Annotated in this window: 14 protein-coding genes and 1 tRNA gene; 6 read left to right on the top strand and 9 right to left on the bottom strand. The window is 70.0% G+C overall.

Annotation, left to right across the window (positions count from 1 at the left end; all coding sequences use genetic code 11):
* Nucleotides 1–68 precede the first annotated feature (68 nt).
* Entirely contained in the window at nt 69–593 is a 525-nt protein-coding gene (locus ACFXJL_RS08850) for a hypothetical protein (RefSeq protein ID WP_384632042.1), read from the bottom strand.
* A 228-nt stretch (nt 594–821) separates the two neighbouring features.
* Between ACFXJL_RS08850 and ACFXJL_RS08845 the strand changes: the two genes are divergently transcribed.
* Complete coding sequence (locus ACFXJL_RS08845) at nt 822–2,228, top strand: tetratricopeptide repeat protein (protein ID WP_384690556.1); 1,407 nt, start codon at nt 822–824, stop codon at nt 2,226–2,228.
* A gap of 2,244 nt (nt 2,229–4,472) precedes the next feature.
* Here the strand turns inward: ACFXJL_RS08845 and ACFXJL_RS08840 are convergent.
* From ACFXJL_RS08840 to ACFXJL_RS08825, 4 genes are read right to left on the bottom strand one after another with little or no spacing between them, the layout of a single operon-like run.
* A complete protein-coding gene (locus ACFXJL_RS08840; protein ID WP_384690553.1) occupies nt 4,473–5,798 on the bottom strand; it encodes an AAA domain-containing protein in 1,326 nt (441 codons plus the stop codon).
* Nucleotides 5,795–7,381 (bottom strand): hypothetical protein, encoded by a 1,587-nt coding sequence (locus tag ACFXJL_RS08835; RefSeq protein ID WP_384690550.1) that lies wholly within the window; start codon nt 7,379–7,381, stop codon nt 5,795–5,797. The genes ACFXJL_RS08840 and ACFXJL_RS08835 overlap by 4 nt, the downstream gene beginning before the upstream one ends.
* Entirely contained in the window at nt 7,372–8,493 is a 1,122-nt protein-coding gene (locus ACFXJL_RS08830) for a hypothetical protein (protein WP_358877456.1), read from the bottom strand. Before ACFXJL_RS08830 ends, ACFXJL_RS08835 begins: the two co-directional genes overlap by 10 nt.
* Entirely contained in the window at nt 8,423–9,313 is an 891-nt protein-coding gene (locus tag ACFXJL_RS08825; RefSeq protein ID WP_384690547.1) for a phosphatase PAP2 family protein, read from the bottom strand. Before ACFXJL_RS08825 ends, ACFXJL_RS08830 begins: the two co-directional genes overlap by 71 nt.
* Nucleotides 9,314–9,568: 255 nt before the next feature.
* On the opposite strand from ACFXJL_RS08825, the gene ACFXJL_RS08820 reads away from it, so the two are divergent.
* The 4 genes from ACFXJL_RS08820 (at nt 9,569) to ACFXJL_RS08805 (ending at nt 11,564) form a co-directional block, all read left to right on the top strand.
* On the top strand, nt 9,569–10,168 hold the full coding sequence (locus ACFXJL_RS08820; RefSeq protein ID WP_384691345.1) for a histidine phosphatase family protein: 600 nt from the start codon (nt 9,569–9,571) through the stop codon (nt 10,166–10,168).
* Between the two features lie 181 nt (nt 10,169–10,349).
* Nucleotides 10,350–10,697 carry a hypothetical protein gene (locus ACFXJL_RS08815; protein ID WP_358877454.1) on the top strand — a complete coding sequence of 116 codons (348 nt, stop codon included), beginning with the start codon at nt 10,350–10,352 and terminating at the stop codon, nt 10,695–10,697.
* A 149-nt stretch (nt 10,698–10,846) separates the two neighbouring features.
* On the top strand, nt 10,847–11,500 hold the full coding sequence (locus ACFXJL_RS08810; RefSeq protein ID WP_384690543.1) for a bifunctional DNA primase/polymerase: 654 nt from the start codon (nt 10,847–10,849) through the stop codon (nt 11,498–11,500).
* A tRNA-Lys gene (locus tag ACFXJL_RS08805) sits at nt 11,491–11,564 on the top strand. The genes ACFXJL_RS08810 and ACFXJL_RS08805 overlap by 10 nt, the downstream gene beginning before the upstream one ends.
* Nucleotides 11,565–11,713: 149 nt before the next feature.
* Here the strand turns inward: ACFXJL_RS08805 and ACFXJL_RS08800 are convergent.
* Nucleotides 11,714–12,973 carry a M6 family metalloprotease domain-containing protein gene (locus ACFXJL_RS08800; RefSeq protein WP_384691342.1) on the bottom strand — a complete coding sequence of 420 codons (1,260 nt, stop codon included), beginning with the start codon at nt 12,971–12,973 and terminating at the stop codon, nt 11,714–11,716.
* A gap of 747 nt (nt 12,974–13,720) precedes the next feature.
* On the opposite strand from ACFXJL_RS08800, the gene ACFXJL_RS08795 reads away from it, so the two are divergent.
* Nucleotides 13,721–15,544 (top strand): putative bifunctional diguanylate cyclase/phosphodiesterase, encoded by a 1,824-nt coding sequence (locus ACFXJL_RS08795; protein ID WP_384690540.1) that lies wholly within the window; start codon nt 13,721–13,723, stop codon nt 15,542–15,544.
* A 317-nt stretch (nt 15,545–15,861) separates the two neighbouring features.
* Here the strand turns inward: ACFXJL_RS08795 and ACFXJL_RS08790 are convergent, their stop codons facing one another.
* From ACFXJL_RS08790 to ACFXJL_RS08780, 3 genes are all read right to left on the bottom strand, one after another.
* Nucleotides 15,862–17,559 (bottom strand): glycosyl hydrolase family 18 protein, encoded by a 1,698-nt coding sequence (locus ACFXJL_RS08790; protein ID WP_358877452.1) that lies wholly within the window; start codon nt 17,557–17,559, stop codon nt 15,862–15,864.
* Nucleotides 17,560–17,780: 221 nt separating this feature from the next.
* Nucleotides 17,781–18,944: an LLM class flavin-dependent oxidoreductase gene (locus ACFXJL_RS08785; protein WP_358877451.1), complete on the bottom strand. Its 1,164-nt coding sequence runs from the start codon at nt 18,942–18,944 to the stop codon at nt 17,781–17,783.
* Between the two features lie 130 nt (nt 18,945–19,074).
* Nucleotides 19,075–19,761, bottom strand: coding sequence for a decarboxylase (locus tag ACFXJL_RS08780; RefSeq protein WP_384690537.1), 687 nt, complete (start codon nt 19,759–19,761; stop codon nt 19,075–19,077).
* Between the last annotated feature and the right edge of the window lie 143 nt (nt 19,762–19,904).

Genomic DNA, 19,904 nt, shown 5'->3' with positions numbered 1-19,904 from the left:
CCCTTCCCCGCCGAGGGCCGCCGCCCGGTCTCCGCTGGCCCTTCCCCAGGGCCTGCTCGTCACAAGGGCTAGTAACGGCTGTCAGCGGCTTCGATCAATCGGGCCGCCTCCCCCAGCGCCCTCCGCAACAGCTCCGGATCGGTGACCTCGTCCACCTCGCCCGGTGGCAGCAACCAGCGGGTGCCCCGGACCGGGGGCTCGGCCGGGACACGCATCCCCTGACCGAAGGTCTGCGTACAGGCACTGCCCGGCAGGTTCCAGGCGTCCGCCGTACCCGGGGGCACCAGAAACCCCAAGGTGTCACAGGTGCCGTCGTGGAGGACCGGGCCGACCGCCCGCACCGCGGCCCGGCGCAGGATGTCCACGGCTTCGAAGCCCTGCCGGGCAGGCACCGTCACCAGATCGCACGGCACGGCCGCCGTCCCCGACGACGACAAGGGGCAGCCGCCCACAGGAGCTCCGGTGGATCGAGGTGTCGGCGGGGCGGTGGCCGCCACGGCGGTGACGCAGGGCACCACCGCGGCCTGGGTGGTGGACGTCGTGGGCATTCGGGCGCCGTCACCGGCGTTGGTCTCCATGCCGACCTCCAACATGGGGATTCCCCTCCTCGCTCAGCTGAAGGACACGGACTGCGCCTCCAAGGAGTCCAACGCCCCTCCGCGTCAAGGGCTACGGCACCACACCGCCCAAACGATGGCAGTTCATGGCAGATCAGGGATGAGTTATCCCTTTTGTAGCCAAACTCAGCGTGGACCACTGGAGACAGCGGGTACGTTCTTGGCTCGCCGAGAGCACGGCCGCACGCAAGAGAGGGCTCGGCCATGGCGTCGTCACAGACCTCGGGGGCAGTTCCCAACTCCGTCTTCCGACGGCTGCGGGGGCAGCTCTCACCAGGGGAGTTCGCGGCGACCGTGCGCAAGGCCGCCCGGGAGATCAACGAACGGGTGTCCTGCGACGCGCGCTACATCGGGCGCGTCGAAGCGGGCGAGATCCGCTGCCCCAACTATGCGTACGAGCGGGTGTTCCTCCACATGTACCCCGGACTCACGCTGAAGGACCTGGGGTTCACCGAACGGGAGCGAGTACGCGGCGGCAGGCGGAGCAAGGAGCCCGCGGTCGAACAAGGGTGTCAAGCCCACCCGTTCGGCAAGGAGATCGACAGTGGAACCGACAGCGACGGCGACGAGGAGAGCGACGTGTTGCGTCGCGCATTCATGACAGGCGGTTCGGCCACCGTGGCAGCCGCGTCCTTCGGGCTGGGCGCAGGGCTCGGGCTCGGCGCACTACTCAGATCCGCACACGACGGCACATCCGGATCGGCACCACCGCCGCGCAGGATCGGGGAGCCCGAAGCCGAAGCCCTCGAAGAGGCCGTACGTCGCATTCGGCTGCTCGACGACCGATACGGGGCGGAAGGGCTCTACCAGCGCGCCGCCCAGCCGCTGAAGGCCGCGTACGCCCTGCTCGACGCGGGCATCACCACCCGGCGCGCCACCGCCGACCGACTGCACTCGGGCGCCGGGGAACTCGCCCTCTCCGTGGGGTGGCTCGCCCATGACTCGGGCCGCTTCGACGACGCCCGATCCCACTACGCGGAGGCACTGGCGACCGCTCGCGTCTCCAGCGACCGCGGGCTCGAAGCGCACGCCTTCTCCAACACCTCCTTCCTGGCCCGCGACGCCGGGCGCTACCGGGAGGCGGTCCGCTCGGCCCAAGCCGGGCAAGGAGCCGCCCGCGGACTGGGATCACCGCGACTACTCGCCCTGCTGACACTGCGCGAAGCGGGCGGCTGGGCGGGGCTGGGGGACCGTTCCGAGTGCACCAGGGCCCTCGGGCAGGCCCGGGAGCACTTCGGACAGGAGGCCACGGAGAAGGACCCCGAATGGATGTCGTTCTTCGGCGAGCCGGAGATGGAAGCGCTGGAGGGCCAGTGCTGGGCGGCACTGGGCGACTGGCCGCGAGCCGCCAACCACGCCCGACGCGCATCCTCCCTCCAGGACCGCCGCTTCACCCGGAACCTGGCCCTGTACCGCGCGGAGTTGGCGGCCCACCTATCGCGAGCCGGCGCACCGGAGGAGGCGGCACAGGCGGGCCTACGCGCACTGGAACTGCTGGACGGGGTCCAGTCGACGCGCATCGCCTCGAAGCTGACGGACACGGCGACGGCACTCAGGCCCTATCGGTCGAATGGGGAGGTGGGGGTGTTTTTGGGGAGGGTTGGGGGGTGAGGCCGCCTGGGGGGCGGGGTGGGCGGGGCTGGCTGTTTCCGGGTGAGGCCGCCTCTGGGTTTCCACCCCGGGGGGTGGAGGGTTCCGTCCTCAAGCGCCGGACGGGCTGAACTTGGTCCGGGGCTGCGGGTCCTAGCTGTTTCCGGGTGGGGCCCGTGCCTGGGTTTCCGCCTTGGGGGCGGGGGGTTCCGTCCTCAAGCGCCGGACGGGCTGAGCTGGGGCCGAAGCTGCGGGTCCTAGCTGTTTCCCTGCGAAGCCTGTGCCTGGGTTTCCGCCTTGGGGGGTGGAGGGTTCCGTCCTCAAACGCCGGACGGGCTGGGGTGGGGCGGGTGGAGCCTGTGTTGTGGGGTTGGCTTTGGGGGGTCCGGGTGCGGGGTGGGGTTGGTGCGGGTGGTGGGGGTGCTTTCGGGCGTGACTCCTCAGCGCCGGCGGCCAGCTGCTGATCCGTATATGGCGGCTCTGAAGCCGCCGACGCTTCCGGGGACACCCCCTGCGCGCCCCCAATACCGCAACCAGGTGGTCTGCCTGCCCCTAGCCCATCCGTAAGTCGGGCTCAGAACGGACGCCCAGTAGCGCAACTGGCTCTCCTCGCCCCTGGCTCTATCCACGGGTTGAGCCATGGATGGGGAGTGTTTCCCGGCGGTGGATCAAGCTCCGGCCCCGGATGAGGAGTGCCCAAGGAGGGTTCTACTTGCCGCGGCAAGTAGAACCCCGACCGGGTACGCCTGCCCTTGGCTCCAGCCATAGGTGGGGGCTCGGGGTGCGCGCCCAAGGTCGCAACCAGGTCTGCCTGTCCTGGCTCGTCCATCAGTTGCGCCTCAGATTGAGTCTTGGCTCGCCAAGGACGGTTATGTCCTGCCATGAAGGAAAGTCGGACCGTCGTGCGCCTGGCCGGGTGATCGTGAAAGCGAGCGGGCGGCACCGGCTGTCGGCCGGCCACACCCATGCCGTGGCAGTGGCGGGAAGGGAAGAGATTGCAGCGCGCGGGCTGGCGCCGTTCGCCAAAGGGATCGGCGATGTCATATCGCCCGTCTCCGAGGGGCTCGAAGGGGAAATGGCGAGTGGAATGCTGTCCAGGCAAGGCGCCCATCTCACCTCAGCAAGTCGCACATGGACCACATCCTCCACCGCACACGGCCGCGACCCTGGCGGTCTCGTAGGGGTCGCCGAACTACTGGACCGTTATTGAGGAATCCCTCGGATCGACACCACGAAGACGGATCGGATTGACGAGGTCCGTCGGCAGTGAGGGCTCGCGCCCATCATCAGCCCGTCTAGATCAAAGCGCCGGACCACAACCAATGCACTGCGGACGAACCTCCCTGTCTCATCCCCTCGGGACTGGGCCCCAAGGCCAACTGGCGCCCTGTCCTGAGCCCCACCTGTGGATGGAGCCAGGGGGCAGGCGTACCTGGTTGGGGTTCTGCTTGCCCCCTGGGCCCCAACCCATGGATGTGCCCAGGGCAAGTAGAACCCTCTTGGGCACTCCTCGCTCGGAGGGCCGGAGCTTGATCCACCGCCCGGGGAACACTCCCCATCCATGGCTCAACCCGTGGATGGAGCCGGGGGCGAGGAGAGCCAGTTGCGCCATTGGGCGCCCGTTCTGAGGCCGACTTGTGGACGGGCCGGGGGCAGGCGTGGCTGGTTGCGGTATTGGGGGCGCGCAGGGGGTGTCCCCGGAAGCGTCGGCGGCTTCAGGGCTGTCACCAACGGATCAGCCGCTGGCCGCCGGCGCTGAGGAGTCACGCCCGAAAGCACCCCCACCACCCGCACCAAACCCCAGCCCGCACCCGGACCACCCAAAGCCCCGCACCCCAAGGCCAAGCCACAGCACAGGCTCCACCCGCCCCACCCCAGCCCGTCCGGCGCTTGAGGACGGAACCCCCCGCCCCCCAAGGCGGAAACCAGGCGTGGGCCTCACCCGGACAAGCTAGGCCCCGCAGCCCCGGACCAAGTTCAGCCCGTCCGGCGAGGACGGAACCCTCCACCCCCCAGGGCGGAAACCCACGCGTGGGCCTCACCCGGAAACAGCTAGGCCCCGCAGCTTCCGGCCCCACCTCAGCCCGTCCGGCGCTTGAGGACGGAACCCTCCACCCCCCAGGGTGGAAACCTAGGCGCGGGCCCACCCGGAAACAGCTAGGCCCCGCAGCTCTGGCCCCAGCTCAGCCTGTCCGGCGAGGACGGACCCCCCCGCCCCCCAGGGCGGAAACCCAGAGGCGGGCCTCACCACAACCCAGCACCTCCCTACCCACTCACCCTGTGCTCCGCCAAGCGCGACAGCACCGCGTGGTTCGCCTCCCAGCCGTCTGGGAACTTCACCGTCACTCCCAACTGCACCGGCTCGGTGGAGGGGTGCTCGTCCAGGAGGTCCGCCACTCCTGCGCGGCAGACCACGATGCAGGCGTGCCGGTGTCGTGAGGTCAGGACGCAGAGGCGGCCCGTTTCCAGGTGGAAGGCGGTTGCGTCGGGGCGGCCGGAGAGCGGGTGGAGGATCACCGTCACGTCGAACTCGCGGCCCTGGAGCCGGTTCGCGGTGTCCACGGTCACGTCCGTCACTCCCAGTTCGGCGAGGGCGGATCGCACTGCCGCGGCCTGGTCGCGGTGAGCCGTGCCCACCGCGACGCGGTCAGCGGTCACCGGGGTGGTGGGCGCCCCCGCCGTGCTGGTGGCCGCGCCGCCTCGATCCAGCAGTCTGCGAACGACCCGCGCCACCGCGCGTACCGCTTCGGGGTCGGTGCGCGGGGTGTGCCGGGCCGGTAGTTCCAGCAGGCCCCATCCGGATTCGGCCGCTTCGTCGATCACTCGGTCGTGTGCCGAGCCGTCGCCGGCAACTCCGAAGGGGAGCCGTCGGTCGGCCGGGCCCGTACCACTGCGGAAGGGGGTGTACGGGTAGAACGCGCGGGACACGAGCGGGGCGGCGGAAGCCGGGAGCCTCCAGGACACGGGCAGTCGGTGCTGGGGCAGTTCCGGATTGTGCGCGAGCAGTGTGGACACCGCACTGGCTGAGGGGTCGTACGACAGCCCGGCCCACTGGTCGGCACCCACGATGGAGAAGGGGTCAAGCTGGCCCGGGTCGCCGACGAAGAGGGCGCGTTCGAAGAGGCCGGCGACGGCGAGCAGGGCGTCGGAGCGCATCTGGTATGCCTCATCCACGATGGCGTGCCGCCACGGTTCGACGCCTTGGACGTGGGCCCACTTCGCCGCCGTGGAGATCACCACCTCCAGTCCGGCGAGGTCGGTGGCCTTGGCTGACTTGCGGACGTTCTCCAGGCTGTCCAGGGCCTTGTCATAGGGGTCGGGGTCATTGCTGTGGAGCCTGCCCACGGGAAGATCCGGGTCCTTCTCGGCCAGCCGGAGGACCAGGTCGTCGACCTGGGCGTTGGTTTGGGCGATGACCATCAACGGCCGCCCGGCGGCTGCGAGTTCCCGGGCCGCCCGGACGACGAGTGTCGACTTTCCGGCCCCGGGCGGGGAGTCCACGACCACTCCGCGGTGGGTGCCGTTGAGCGTGTCGTACAGGATGGCGTCGGTTGCCTTGGTCGCTTCGGCCGCCGGGTCGAAGACGGTCACAGCAGGTCCTCCGGAGTGATGGGGTCGGGGGCTTCGGCATCGGTGCCGGGCGGGCCGCCGTGGGTCCAGGGCGTTTCCTCGGGGTCGGGCAGTTTGGGCCCGCCCCGCTGGTCGTGCTCGAACAGGGTCCAGGCGATCCATTCGCCCTTCTCGGGGACGGTGCCCGGAGCCGGGTCCTTTGCGCGGCCCATGCGGTCGGTGAGCCGGAGCACGAGGGAGCCGTCCGGTTCGTACCGTACGAACTCGGCCGACTGGGGTTTTCCCTCCAGCGACCGGTAGACCTTGGCGCGTTCGGCCAGATGGGGCCGGTCGTCCGTGCGCAGGGTGAGTAGGGGCCGGGGGGCGGGCCGCTTGGATTCGGACCAGGCCATCACCACTTCGGACACTTCGCCGACGAACGCCTCGCCCGTCAGTCTGCGCCCTGCCAGCACCAGCGGATCGTCCAGGGCTTCCTGGGCGTCGAGTTGGGCTTGGGCGCTTTCCCGGGCGGCGAGTTTACGGGCGGCGGTGACCGCGTCGTCGCGGCGCGGTTGGGGTGGCTCCCCCGCCCTGACCCGGTCGCGGTGAGCGGTGAACGACCAGCGGTCACGGGTCCAGCGGTCCTCGACCCGGGCTCCGGGCGGCAGTTCGCGCGCCAGGTCGACGGCGCGCCACACGGACTGCCAGGTCGGTTCCATCTGGCTGAGGAGGAGTTGCCGAATCTGGCGCTCGGCGAGGGCCAGTTGTGCCATCCAGGAGTCCTGTTCGTCGCCATCCTGGGCGGCGTGGAAGCGTTGGCGCACCCGGTCGTACGCCTCGACGGCGGGCGCGAGCAGCCGGTTGTCGAAGGCGGGGTCGGTGGCCGGTCCTGCGGGTGGGCACAGCAGTTGTCCGCGCTCGTCCCGCCCTGATTCGGCCCGTAGTGCTGCTTCGGCCCCGGAATCGCCGTCGGGCGGGTCGATCCAGGCGAGGAGCGCACCGAGGTGCTGGTCCTCCAGCGAGGACTGTCCGGTGGCCCAGTGCCGGTTGAGGAGGTCGGTCGCCGCGAGGAGGAGCGAGGAGCCGGGCACCCTGGCGCGTTCGCCGTAGTGGGTGAGCCAGCGGCCGAGCAGGGGAACGTGCGGCGGTGCGGGGTAGGCGGCGTCGGGATCCTGTTCCACGGTGCGGCGAAAGCGCATGGATCGTCCGAGGAGACGGACGAAGTCGATGCCGGCCCGTCCTGGGACGATCAGCTGGGGTGCGTCCGCGCACAGCTCGGCCTGTTCCTTGACGCGTTTGCCGGTCTCGGCGTCGGTGGCGTTGCGCTCGATGAGTTCGACATCGTCGCCGTACGTCTCCAGGTAGGGCAGTACCGCGTCGGCGAGTTCGGCGAGGAAGGCGAACCGTAGTTCTCGGTCGCGGGGTTGTGCCACGGTCAGGAGTCGGGGTTCGTGGCGATCGGTGCCGATGAGTGCGCCGAGGGGCGCCCCTGCCTCTCCCGCGGTGGTCAGGGGTACCAGTACCAGCGGGTGTGCGGACACATGCCGGTGGCGGACGGTCGCCAGGGGGCTGGCCCGGCCCGATTCGGCGGCCTCCAGTCGGGCCAGGGTGGTGATCAACGACATCCCGCGGCCTCCAGTGCGGACGCACGGAGGGCGGCGGCACGGCGCAGGGCGGCGACGGCGGGGTCGGCCGGGTCTCCGGCCTCTCCGCGGGCGGCGGCCAGTACGGCGCTGCCGGTGGCCAATCCGCCGAGTTCACCACGTAGCGAGCGACCGAGGGCGGTGACGGCTCCTTCCGCGCGGGCGGAGCCTCGACAGTGGAAGGCGAGTTCACAGGCGGCGAGGCAGTCCGGGGCGTAGGCGGCGGGCACCGCTGCCACGGTCGCCGTCAGCTCCTCGGTGGGGCGCTCCAGGTCGAAGGTGGCCCCTGCGGGGAGGAGGGCGGTGATCTCTTCGATGCGGGTCAGTCGGGAGAGTTGCCGGCGGGTGACCGACAGTTGCTTGCGCACGTCGACGACGGATGCGGTCGGGAGGTTGGAGAAGTCCTTGGGGCAGACGAGCAGTACGTTCTGTGCCACCTGCGCGCCCTCGGTGCGGGCTGCGACCTTCTCCAGGGCGAGGACGTAGACGGCGGCCTGGCGGGCGGCGGCGCCGACCTTCGCCGCGTCGGCGGAGGCGTCGATCATCGGGAAGGACTTGATCTCGACGACGCTCCACCGGCCGTCGGGGTGGACGACGACGGCGTCGGGCTCCAGGTAGACGGGTGATCCGGCGACGTCCAGGACGAGCAGGGGGTGGTCCAGGAGTGTCCAGGTGGCGTCGGCGGTGGCCGCCCGCAGGGCGAGCGCGGTGCGGGCGGCTCTGCCTTCGGGGCCGGCCGCCGCCAGATCGGGGACCTGGAATCCGGTCGGCTCGGCCACTCCCAGCAGCCGCATCAATTCGGCGCCGCCGTCCGATTTCACCCTGGCTTCGAAGGCGTTGCCCCGCATGAAGGCGAACTGTGACTGTCCGGATGCCATGGGCGAGTGCAGTGCCGTTGCGAGCGCGCCCTTGTCCACTCCGGCGCCGTCCAGCAGTGCCCGCCGCTTGCACCCGGGGTTGGCCGCGAGGGCGGCGAGGGCCCGGGCGTCCAACGGGCGGGGGCGCACGGCGGGGCCGCGCAACTCAGCGAGCCGCTGCCGCAGTGCTGTCGTCGGCGTCGGCGGAGGGGTTCCGCTGTCCAGGGATTCGCTCACCCGGCGCAGTCTGGCATCCGGCACCGACAACGGGGGAGTTCACGGTGGTTACGGCGGTGACCGGCTGTCGGGTGAAGCGCTGCCGTACCCGGTCGGCGAGACGGATCGCGGGCCGGGTGAGCAGGGCGCCGACCCCCATCACGGCGGCGCCGGCGACGGCGTCGAGGAAGTAGTGGTTGGCGGTGCCCATCACCACGATGGTGGTGATCAGGGGGTAGGCGACGGCGAGTGTCTTCATCAGCGGGGTCTTGCCGTGGCGCCACAGGAGCACTCCGCACCACAGGGCCCAGCCGACATGGAGGCTCGGCATGGCGGCGTACTGGTTGGTGAGTCCACCGAGTCCGCGCGGTGCGCTGGCTTCGGCGCCCCACCAGCCGTACGAGCTGTACTGGGCCATCGTGTCGACGAATCCGTGGCTGGCGTCGAGGAGCCGGGGCGGGCAGGTGGGGACCAGGGTGAAGCCGACGAGTCCGAGGAGGGTGGAGAGCATCAGCCAGGTGCGGGCCGCCCGGTAGCGGGCGGGGCGGCGGCGGAAGAGCCAGATCAGGATGGCGGGGGTGACGAGGTAGTGCAGTGACGCGTAGATGAAGTCGGACGGTATGCCGATGGCCGGGACATCGGTGAAGAGCCGGTTCAGCGGGGTCTCGGCGTCGAGGAAGAGTGCCTTCTCGGCCCGGAGTATTGCCAGACCGTGGTCGACGGCGGTGTTCACGTCCCCGCGGGCCAGGAGCCGTCCGGCAGAGTAGGCCGCGTAGATGACGGCGAGCAGGAACAATTCAGTCCACCAGCGTGGCCGGTGTCGAGACACGGCGTACGGCATCCGAGCGTTTCCCCCCATGGTGTGCAGTGGTCGACGGCCACCAGTCAACCGTACGGCGTAAGGGGTGGGGTTCCGTCAGTGGGCCCCGCCTGGGTCCCGACCCTAGGAGGACGCGCGGGCGCGCCTTGGGGTTGCGCCTTGGGGGAAGGCCGGAGCTGGCTTGAAGTCGCTGTGGAGGGTGCCCTGCGCAGTGACCGGACCGGGCTGAGTGATGATGGAGGGCCATCCTCCGTGAACCTCAGGGAGAGCCTCGACATGGCACCGCGCATCCTGTTCGTCCGGCATGGCCAGACCGAATGGTCCCTGCTCGGCAGGCATACCGGCAGGACCGACATCCCCCTCATCGAAGAGGGCAAGCGAGGGGCGACCCTGCTCGGCGACCGGCTGGCACGCTCCCCCTGGTCGGGATTGCCGGACGTGGAGGTCCGTACAAGTCCGCTGTCGCGTGCCGCGGAGACCTGTGAGCTGGCCGGTTTTGGAGAGCGTGCGAGCGAGTGGGACGCGCTGATGGAGTGGGACTACGGGCAGTACGAGGGAATGACCCCCGCCCAGATCAAGGAGGTCGCCGGGCCGGACTGGCTGATCTGGCGCGAAGGTGTGCCCGCGGGCGAGACGCTGGCCGAGGTGGGTGCCCGGGCTGACGAGGTCATCGACTGGGCCAAGTCGGCGGACCGGGACGTACTGGTGTTCGCACACGGGCACATCCTTCGGGTGCTGGTGGCCCGGTGGCTCTCCCTTGAGCCCTCGTTCGCGGCGCACGTGAAGCTGGACCCGGCGTCGCTGTCGGTCCTGGGGTGGGCCTACGGGGAGCCGGCCCTGAACCACTGGAACGACGTGTCCCACCTGGAGTCCTGACGCCTGTCCGCCCGGGGTGACGGGTGGCGGGGCCGCCGACTGCCCGGTGCAGGCCCCGACCACGGTGCGATACGAGGGCTCCGGGCCGAAACGCGTACCTCGCGCGCCCTTGCGGGCGTCTGGACAATGGGGGGCGGTCCACAGTGTGCCGGGAGGGTCCCGGGTGAGGAGGGAGCAGCAGATGCCGGAAGCGGAGTCTCATCAGCGTGCGCGCAAGCCGCGGCCCGCGCCGTTGTTGTTCGAGCCGTCGGAGGCTGCCGCCGACCCCGAGCACTTCTTCGATCTGGAATCGATCGAGGACCCCCGGGAGCTGCTCTCCCGCTCCACCGAGTTGGCTCTGGCCTTTCGGGCCGCAGCGGATCGCGCCGTTGAGTTCCAGGCCCTCGGCGCAGCTCAGCTGGCCGATCCGCGCAGGTTCGATCGGCTGACCGCGGAGGAGATCGCCGATCGTGCGGGCTGGACCGCGGACTATGCGCGCAAGATGATCGAATTCGGGCAGGGACTACTGCGGGATGGTTCGCCGCAGTAGTTCTCGTGTGGTCCTGGCGGGAGTTCCGGTAGTCCTGACGGGTCAGTCCGGCATATGCCCGGGCGAAAGATACGCCCTCCGGCGTGACTCTGTCTCCATTTTCAGCAACCCTTCGGAAGCGGATCGTCACCCCCGGTAGACATGGAGTCATGTGCGCATCGCTTCCCGAGACCCAGAACCCCTCTGCCGCTTCGACCAGTCCGATCGGCGAGTACCGACCCGACCCCTTACCCGCCCCGATGGACGACCCCGCCGGCAGCGTCGACCCCGGTGCGGGTTGGCTCGCCTCTGCGGGGCCCGATCCGCGTGACACGCTCGATCTATGGGAGACGCGCCCGGCTGCGCCGGCCGTGCTGCCGTGCGGCGGGGTGTTCGACGTCGTCAACGTGCCCGCCGTCTTCGGTCGCCGGATGCTCGCCCGGCTGTGCGAGGAGGGGCCGGGTTCCGGGCCGGTGGCCATGCATCGCGGGCGGGCGTTGATCTTCGCCGCGCCCGGTACGGCCGCCCGGCTGCCGGCGCTGCTGGGCTGGGAGGAATGGGGTGACCGGGTGCCGCCGCTGTTCTGCCACGGACCGGGGGACGCGGTGACAGTTCCGCCGCCGGCACCGAGCGTCCGAGCGGCCTGCGGATCGCGCTGGCTGATCGCCCCGAACAGCCGGCATCCCTGGCTGCCCGGCCCCGAGGTGGTGCTGTGGGCCTGTGTGCGGGCGGCTCGCACGGCGGCCACGACCGGCGGCCGGATGTCGATTTTTCCCCACCCCGATCAGGGTGCTAAGGTCTACGACGTCAGCAGGCGCCGCTAGCTCAGTTGGTTAGAGCAGCTGACTCTTAATCAGCGGGTCCGGGGTTCGAGTCCCTGGCGGCGCACAGACACGAAAAGCCTCTCGCGATCGCGAGGGGCTTTTCTCTTGTGTCGGCCGCGGGGCCTGTCTCCACCGCGGGGCCGTGTCCGCCACGGGGCCTATGTCCATCGCGGGGGCCGTGTCCATCGCGGGAAATGCCATGACTGATCCCGGCTACCCCGTGGTGATCTTGACGGTCCAGGCTCCGGACGCCGAGCGGTCCGCCACCTCCACCCGCGTGCGCTCTCCCGGCACGGTGAAGGTCTCCCCCACACCCAGCGGCGCATCGGCCAGTTCCGGGTAGACGGACCGGTCCCAGCACGCCTCGCTGTTCGGGTGGGCGTCCACGACCTCGATGGGTCCGCCCCCGGAGACCGTGTCCGCCCGGACGCGGTAGAGCAGCACTCCTTCGGTGCACAAGGTCCGGTCGTTGCCCACGGCGCCGCGGGCCTCGATGGCCAGGGCGGTGTCCGGTCCGGTGCGCACCACCGCGAGCCGGGTGCCGAGGCTTCCGCCGGGAGCCGGTGCGGCGATCGGCTCCAGGGTGATCAGTTCGGGGCGGGTGATGCAGCGCACGGCGCGTCCCGGTAGCCAGCCGAGCTTCCACTTGTGCCAGCCGAAGAGGTCGGGGGCCATGCCGAACTGGCTGCCCATGACGTCCCAGTCCCCGACGTGGGTGTCCCAGTCGCCCTTGCCGTCGGTGGGGCGGTGGTAGAGGTCGGGGAGGTCGAAGACGTGTCCCGTCTCATGGGCGAGCACATTGCGGTCGGGTGGGTGACGCTCGAAGACGGTGACGACGCGTCTGATCCGGCTGTCGTCGGCACGCAGCGGCCGGTCGAGGTTGACCACCTTGGTGGCGTCGGAGTCGACCCCTGGCGCCTCGGGGTCGGCCACCAGATAGACGACGTCGTAACGGGAGAAGTCGACCGTGGAGTCCGCTGCCGCAAGGGCGTCCCGTAGATAGGTGTTCCGTTTGTCGGGCTCCCAGTCCCGGTTCACTCCGTAGGCGGTCGAGGGCTTGGGCATCCGCACCCAGGTGCGCTGGGGTTCGGTGCGGAGCGAGAACTGCCCGTAGGACGCGCGCTTGAAGAAGTCGCCGGTGGTGGGGAAGTGGTCGGCGGCGAGTTCGGACGGCGCGTACTGGGGCGAGGCATCGGGGAAGGAGAGGAAGACCATCACCGCGTCGAGGACACCGGTGGGTCGGGGGTAGGCGGAGTTCCAGGTGTCGAGGCCCAGCGAGTGGTGGGCGCCCGTGCGCGGCAGGGCGCAGGAGGCGGACGAGGTCTTGGCGACGGCGGGTCCGGCGACCAGCGAGGTGGCGGCGAGCGCCATCAGGGAGGTGAGGGCCGCTGCCGCGCTGCGCAGCCGGCCGCGTTCTCCTCCGTCGCCGCCGCGGGGCCGGCCGCCTCCCGTGCCACCGGAGCCGCCTCCCATGCCACCGGGGCCGCCTCCCGAACCGCCTCCCGTATCGCCGGGTCCGTCGTGGTCGGGGGGGCCGCCCCCGGGCGAACCCTGGTCCGCGCCGCCGTCGAAGGCTCCGGGCGCATCTCCGGGGTCGAAGCGTTCGACGTCCCCGCCCGGTCGGCCACATCTGCCCCCCGGAAGGGTCCCGAACCGGGTGTCGGCGAGCCGTCGGAAGCGTCCGCCGTAGAGGGCCCCACCCTTCGCCACGCCACGCGGACGGTCGCCTTCCACTCCCCCGGGTGTTCCCGCGGGTGACTGCTGACCCTCCACGTAGACCTCCGACCACGGAAATGGGAGACACCTCAACCACCTTGGCGGTGTTTGCCGGCGTACGCCCTGTTCCGCTGCCCCACTCGGGTGACCAGCCCGGTACGGGGTCGGCCGTGGTTCGCCACGGTCTGGAGGAGGGCTGGAGACGGTCAAGCCACGCGTAGCGGGGTTCACCGCAATGAGAGATCACGGAACGTCACATTTGATCAGCTATGGATCAGGCCCCGTACAGAGCCGTGCAGAAACGATCGGGCGCGCACTCCGAAGGGTGCTCGACCCCGTGGGGGAGCTGGAACGGCCCTGGGGGCAGCCCCTATGATCGGCAGACTTTCCCGATCTCTTTTCCCAAGCCTGAGCACCATTTCGACCTTCATCGACCTGTTGGTCGGTCTTCCCGACCACATCTGTACGCCCCTGGACGACACAACTGCACTGCGGGAGTGAGCGGTGAGCGGAACCTCCGAAGGAACAGGGCGAAAGGGAGCTGCGGCCCCCGACCAAACGGAGCAGAAGATCACGGAGGGTCACGTATTCTCCCCCTCCGCGCCGCCCCTCGCCGAACTGCGCGAGTACCAGGCCGCGTTCGAGACGGCACCGCTCGCCCTAGCCCTCGTCGACCGCAGCGGGCTGATCCGCTGTGCCAATCCCGCCCTCGCCGCACTCTTCGGCACCGCGGCCGGCGTGCTGATCGGACGGGCCGCGGACGACCTCGTCAAGCTCTCGGCCGACCGCCGCATCCGGCACGCCTACCGCGAGGTCCTGCACGGCCGGCGCTCCCGCTTCCGCTGCACACGACGGCTCAAGCACCCCGATGGGGGCACGCTGTGGGCGGAGATCACCCTCGCGCCGGTCGAGCGGAGTCGTCGACTGCTGTTGTCGGTCGCGGATATCAGTGACCGCCGCGAACTGCGGGCCCGGTTGCGGCACCTCCAGATGCACGACGCGGTGACCCGGCTGCCCAACCGGACGCTGTTCTTCGAGCGATTGACGGCGGCACTCGACTCATCGGCGTACGACGACGGCTGCACGGGCCGCATCGGACTGTGCTACCTCGACCTGGACGGTTTCAAGGCGGTCAACGACACGCTGGGGCACCGGGTCGGGGACCGACTGCTCGCAGCGGTTGCCGGCCGGCTCACCGAATGCGTGGAGAACGACGGCTACACCCACGGCGGGGGCCATCTAGTGGCCCGGCTCGGGGGCGACGAGTTCGCCGTGCTGGTCGAGGACTCCCTCGGTACGGAGCAGTTGGGCGAGCTCGCCCAGTCGGTGCTGCTCGCCCTTCAACAGCCCTTCGACCTCGACGGTCAGCGGTTGTCGGTGTCGGCGTCGATCGGGGTGGTGGAGCGTTCCGTCACCGGGACCACGGCCACCGGTCTGATGCAGGCAGCGGACACCACCCTCTACTGGGCGAAGGCCGACGGGAAGGCCCGCTGGACCCTCTTCGACCCCGAACGCAACGCCCATCAGGTGACCAGGCAGGCCCTGTCGTCCACGCTGCGGCCCGCGGTGGAGCGGGGCGAATTCACCTTGGAGTACCAACCCCTGGTGGGGCTCTCGGACGGGGTCACCCGAGGGGTGGAGGCGCTGGTGCGCTGGAACCACCCGCAATTCGGCATGCTGGCGCCGAATCGGTTCATCGGCATCGCGGAGGAGGACGGCTCCATCGTGCAGTTGGGGCGCTGGGTCCTGCGTACCGCCTGTCGCCAGGCGCGGCAGTGGCAGTGCGACCACCCGGAGGCCGATCCGCTGTTCGTGAGCGTCAACGTCGCCGTGCGCCAGGTCTGGGACTCGGACCTGGTGGCCGATGTCGCGGAGATCCTGGCCGAGACCGGGCTGGCTCCGGAACTGTTGCAGTTGGAGTTGACGGAGTCCGCGGTGATGGGTTCCGCCGGTCGCCCGCTCCAGGCCCTCCAGGCTTTGAGCGACATGGGCGTGCAGATCGCCATCGACGACTTCGGCACCGGGTACTCGAACCTCGCCTACCTCAGCCGGTTGCCGGTGTCGGCGCTCAAGCTGGACGGGGCGTTCGTCCGGGGCTTCCAGGACGAGGCCCATCCCAATCCGGCGGACGAGATGATCGTGGAAGCGCTCGCCCAACTGGCACACCGGCTGGGGCTGACGGTCACCGCGGAGTGCGTGGAGACCTCGGGCCAGGCGTCCCGGCTCCGCAAGATCGGTTGTGATCTCGGCCAGGGCTGGCTGTACTCACGGGCGGTGTCGGCGGACCGCATCGGGCAGATGATCGGCGTCGATCCGCTCTCCGCCTGACCCCGCCTGGTGCGCACTCTCCACCTGGCCCAGTGCGCACTCTCCGCCTAACCCGTCCGGTGCGTACTCTCCGCCTGGCCCCGTCCGGTGCGGCCCGCCAGAGCAGTGGGAACAGTGGAGCGGTCCATGGAAACCGCCCCCGGCCGGAGGCGAACCTCCGGGCGGGGGCGGTGTTGTGGGGGGACTCAGAGCGGTCCGGTGTCGGATCTGCGGTGTGGGGGGACAGATCCGATGTTCCTCGGCTCTTCAGCCCTGTTCAGTTGTTGAGCGGTTGGTTCGACGGTCCCCGTGCGAGCCGTGGGACGCATTCAGTGGGTTCAGCAGGCGCCCTGATCGCGCCAGACGCCCCACTCACCGGTGGTGCCGGGCTCTTCGCCCTGGTTCCACCAACCGGCCTTCCAGGTCCGGCCCTTGTGCGAGACGAGCGAGCCGGCGTTGTACGTGCTGCCCGCGCTCCACGCGGTGGCCGAGCAGGTGCCTCCCGGCAGCGACGGGGACGGGGTGCCCGGCGAGGGGCTGTTCGTCACCGGGGCCGAGGGGGACGGGGTGCCGGGGTTCGGGCTGTGGGGGGTTGCCCCGACCGCGGCGACGATGTCGTTCAGGAGCGTGGTGTTCACGTCGAGACCGAGGAGCGAGTAGAGCATCGAGCCGCCGAGGCCACGGCTGCGGCCGTAGTCGGCACGGGCCTGGATGGTCCGCTTGTCGAGCCCGGTGAAGAACTCGCCGTCCTTGTAGAAGTACGCGGACTGCGCCTCGGCGTCCCAGAAGGTCGTCGCCGGGTTGTCGACGATGCCGGCCAGTTCCTTGTACTGCGCGATGCCCGCCTGCTGGCTCAGCGGACGAGGAGCGCTACCACCGGTCGCGGTCTGGCCGAGGCCGTTCTTGGTACCGGCGGGAACACCCTTCCAGCCGCGGTAGTACAGCTCGTACCCGAGGGTGAGCTTGTTGGCCGGGAAGCCGCCCGCGATGCCGTAGGCCGGGTTGCCGTCGAGCCAGGCGTCGACTGTGTTCTTGATCGAGTACTTCTGGGTGCCCGGCGCGATCGGGTCGGTCGGGTCGGACGCCGGCGAGGTCAGCGGCGACTGGTGGTACGTCGGGCCGTTGCCCGCCCAGGAGCCGTGCATGTCGTACGTCATGATGTTCGCGTAGTCGAGGTACGCGCCCACCTTGTCCGTCTCGATGTGCTTGATCTTGTCCTGGCCGGCCGGCATGGCGGCGGTCAGCAGGTACTTCTTGCCGCCGTTCGCCGCGCCGTGTGCGTCCAGCTGCTTGCGGAACTCGGCGAGCAGCAGGGTGAAGTTGGCCTTGTCTTCGGGTCCGTAGTTGTTGCCGAGGTGGCCGGTGTTCGTCCCGGGGTACTCCCAGTCGATGTCGATGCCGTCGAAGATCCCGGCCGCGGTGCCCGGGCCTCCGAAGCCTTCGGAGACCGGCAGGTCACCCTTGATGTACTGGTTGATGCAGGATGTCACGAGCTTCTTGCGGCTGGCGTCGGTCTTGGCCGCGTCGTGGAAGTACTTGGAGTACGTCCAGCCGCCGAGCGAGATGTTGAGCTTCAGGTGCGGGTACTTCGCCTTCAGCTCCTTGAACTGGTTGAAGGCACCCGCGATGGGCTGGTCCCAACGGTCGGCGACACCGTCGACGCTGTCGGCGGCGCCGAAGGTCTTGGTGTAGTCCGCGAAGGAGTCGCCCGCGCCGTCACCGGCGTTGGGGTTGTTGTCGTCGCCCGCCGCCTTGTTCGCCATAAAGCACGTGTGGTCGGTGGGGTGGATGTTGCCGAACGAGTAGTTGATGATGTCCAACTTGCTCGCAATACCCCGGGTGTCCAGGTGCTTGGGGAAGAAGGCGTTGCCGTACACGCTCCACTGGTCGTAGTACGCGATCTTGACTCCACCGGTGGGGGCGGCGGAGGCAGGAGCGGTCGCGTTGGCCGTGCCGTTAACGGCAAAGCCCGCCGCGACGCCTGCGGCAACCGCCGCAGTCGTCAAGGCCGCGATCAAGGGTTTACGGGAGAGCACGAACAGCCTCCGGTAGTGGGGGGATCGATCGATGGTGCTGGCAAAGAGATAGCGATTCAGCCATGCCCGCGTCAATGGTCTCGACCAAACGAGGACTAGACCAATCTCAACGAAAAACCGCTCGTCAGAGCCGTGCGAGATCAAGAAAAACCCCTTGCCATGTTACTGACAAGGGGTTTAAGGACCGGTTAAGCGTGCTTTGAAGCAAGCATAAAGACGGTTCAGTTCTGAACCACTTCCGCAGACGTCTGACCAGCCAACTCGTAGACGGAGGCGATCAGTTCGTACGAACGGAGCCGCTGCTCTCCGCCGTGGACGTTGGCCGTCAGCATCAACTCATCAGCGCCGGTGCGCTTCTGGAGGGCATCGAGGCCCGCCCGGACCGCGTCCGGCGTGCCATGGACAACGTTGGACAGCCAGCCGTCCGTGAACTCACGCTCCAGCGGCGTGAACGCGTACCCCTGCGCCTGGTCGGGCGTGGGAATCAGCCCGGGGTTGCCGGTCCGCAGCCGCAGCATCGACAGCGCCCCCGTCAGCACCTGACGACGTGCCTCCCGCTCCTCGTCGGCCGCCAGCACGGAGACCCCGATCAACGCGTACGGCGAGGACAGCACCGCGGACGGGCGGAACGACTCGCGGTAGAGGTCCAGCGCCGGAACCGTGTTCTGCGCCGAGAAGTGATGGGCGAAGGCGAACGGCAATCCGAGCACCCCGGCCAACCGCGCACTGAAGCCCGAGGAGCCGAGCAGCCAGATCGGCGGGCGGGCCACCGGCCCTTGCACCGGCCCCGGAACCGCGTGGATGCGGCCGTAGGGATGATCGTCGGGGAAGTCGTCGTCCAGGAAGCGGGTCAACTCGGCCAGTTGCTGGGGGAAGTCCTCGGCGCCCTCGCCCCCGCGCTCCCCCGCACGGCCGCGGCGCAGCGCCGCGGCCGTGCCGCCGTCCGTACCCGGGGCCCGGCCGAGCCCGAGGTCCACCCGGCCGGGCGCCAGGGCCTCCAGGGTGCCGAACTGTTCGGCGATCACCAACGGCGCGTGATTGGGGAGCATGACCCCGCCCGAACCCAGCCTGATGCGACGGGTGTGTGCGGCGAGGTGCGCCAGGATGACCGCGGGAGACGAGGAGGCGACACCGGGCATGGAATGGTGTTCGGCCACCCAGTGGCGGTGGTAGCCGCTCGCTTCGGCGAGCTGGGCCAGCCGCACGCTGGTCCGCAGCGAATCGGCGGCGGTGCTGCCCGCTCCCACGGTGACCAGGTCGAGCACGGAGAGCGGTACGGGCGCGGTGCCGCGCGCAGGGGCGCGAACGGGGTCACCGGGAGCCTCCGCCGGGTGTCCCGGCGTCAGGTCGTCAGGTCGTCCCACGGGGTCTGTCCTCCTGAGCATGAGGCAACGTACAGCATGCGAGAACAGGAGGATGGCTCCGCTTTACTCCCGCCCATTCCCTGGTGATGGGCACGTCTTCCCGTGGGATGCGCACGCAGATCGACCCGCCGCCGGATGACGAGTGACGACCTCAGGCGTCCGACTCCCGGCCGTCCTGGGCGAAGAGTCGCCCCACCTTCAACGCCCAGGTCCTGCGATCCGCGAGCCGCAGCCCTTCCCAGACCGTCACCTGGGTCGCCGTCAGCACCGGCTTGCCCAGCACCTCCTCCAGTTCGGGCAGGTGCGCCACCGTGTGCAGGGCGGTGTCCGGCAACAGCACCACCTCCGCCCGGGGGTCGTCACCGGCCCGGGCCAGGGCCAGCACCTCGGCCTCTCCCCAGCCCGCCACCTCCGCGGCGGTCGCACCACCCGCATGGGCGGCGGTCACCTCGACGCCCGCCGCCCGGAGGAACTCGGTGAAGCGGTCCGTGTCGTCCTGCGGATAGGTGGCTGCGACGGCGACCCGGGTGGCGCCCAGCTTCCGCACCGCGTTGACGAAGCCGAGGGAGGTGCTCGACGCGGGCAGTCCCCCGGCCCGGGCCAGATCGCGGATCTGCTGGTGGGCCCCCTCCCAGCCGCGGCCGAAGCTACCCCTGGTGCTCGCCCACAGCACGGACTCGGCACCCCCGAGCCGTAGCTCCGCGATGTTCTCCTCCGACGGCTCGGCCGTCCCGGTGTGGACGGCGGGCATCCTGATGTCGCTGTCGAGCAGCACCTCCAGCCGGGGGTAGTCCTCCTCGGCGGAATGTCCGGGGATCAGTAGTCCGACCGTGGTCATGGAGAACCTTCCTTCGGGTTTCGTTTTCGGTCCCGTGCGGGCCGTCCAGGTTGTCGGGTACCACTTCGGAGCGGGTTCGAAGCGTCCGAGAACCGCACCAACAGCAGCCGACCGTTCCCACCGCCCGGCGGGAGCAGACGCAC

It is taken from the genome of Streptomyces sp. NPDC059256 (genome assembly GCF_042753785.1).
Taxonomy (GTDB): domain Bacteria; phylum Actinomycetota; class Actinomycetes; order Streptomycetales; family Streptomycetaceae; genus Streptomyces.
This window is presented reverse-complemented; position numbering and strand designations above follow the sequence as displayed.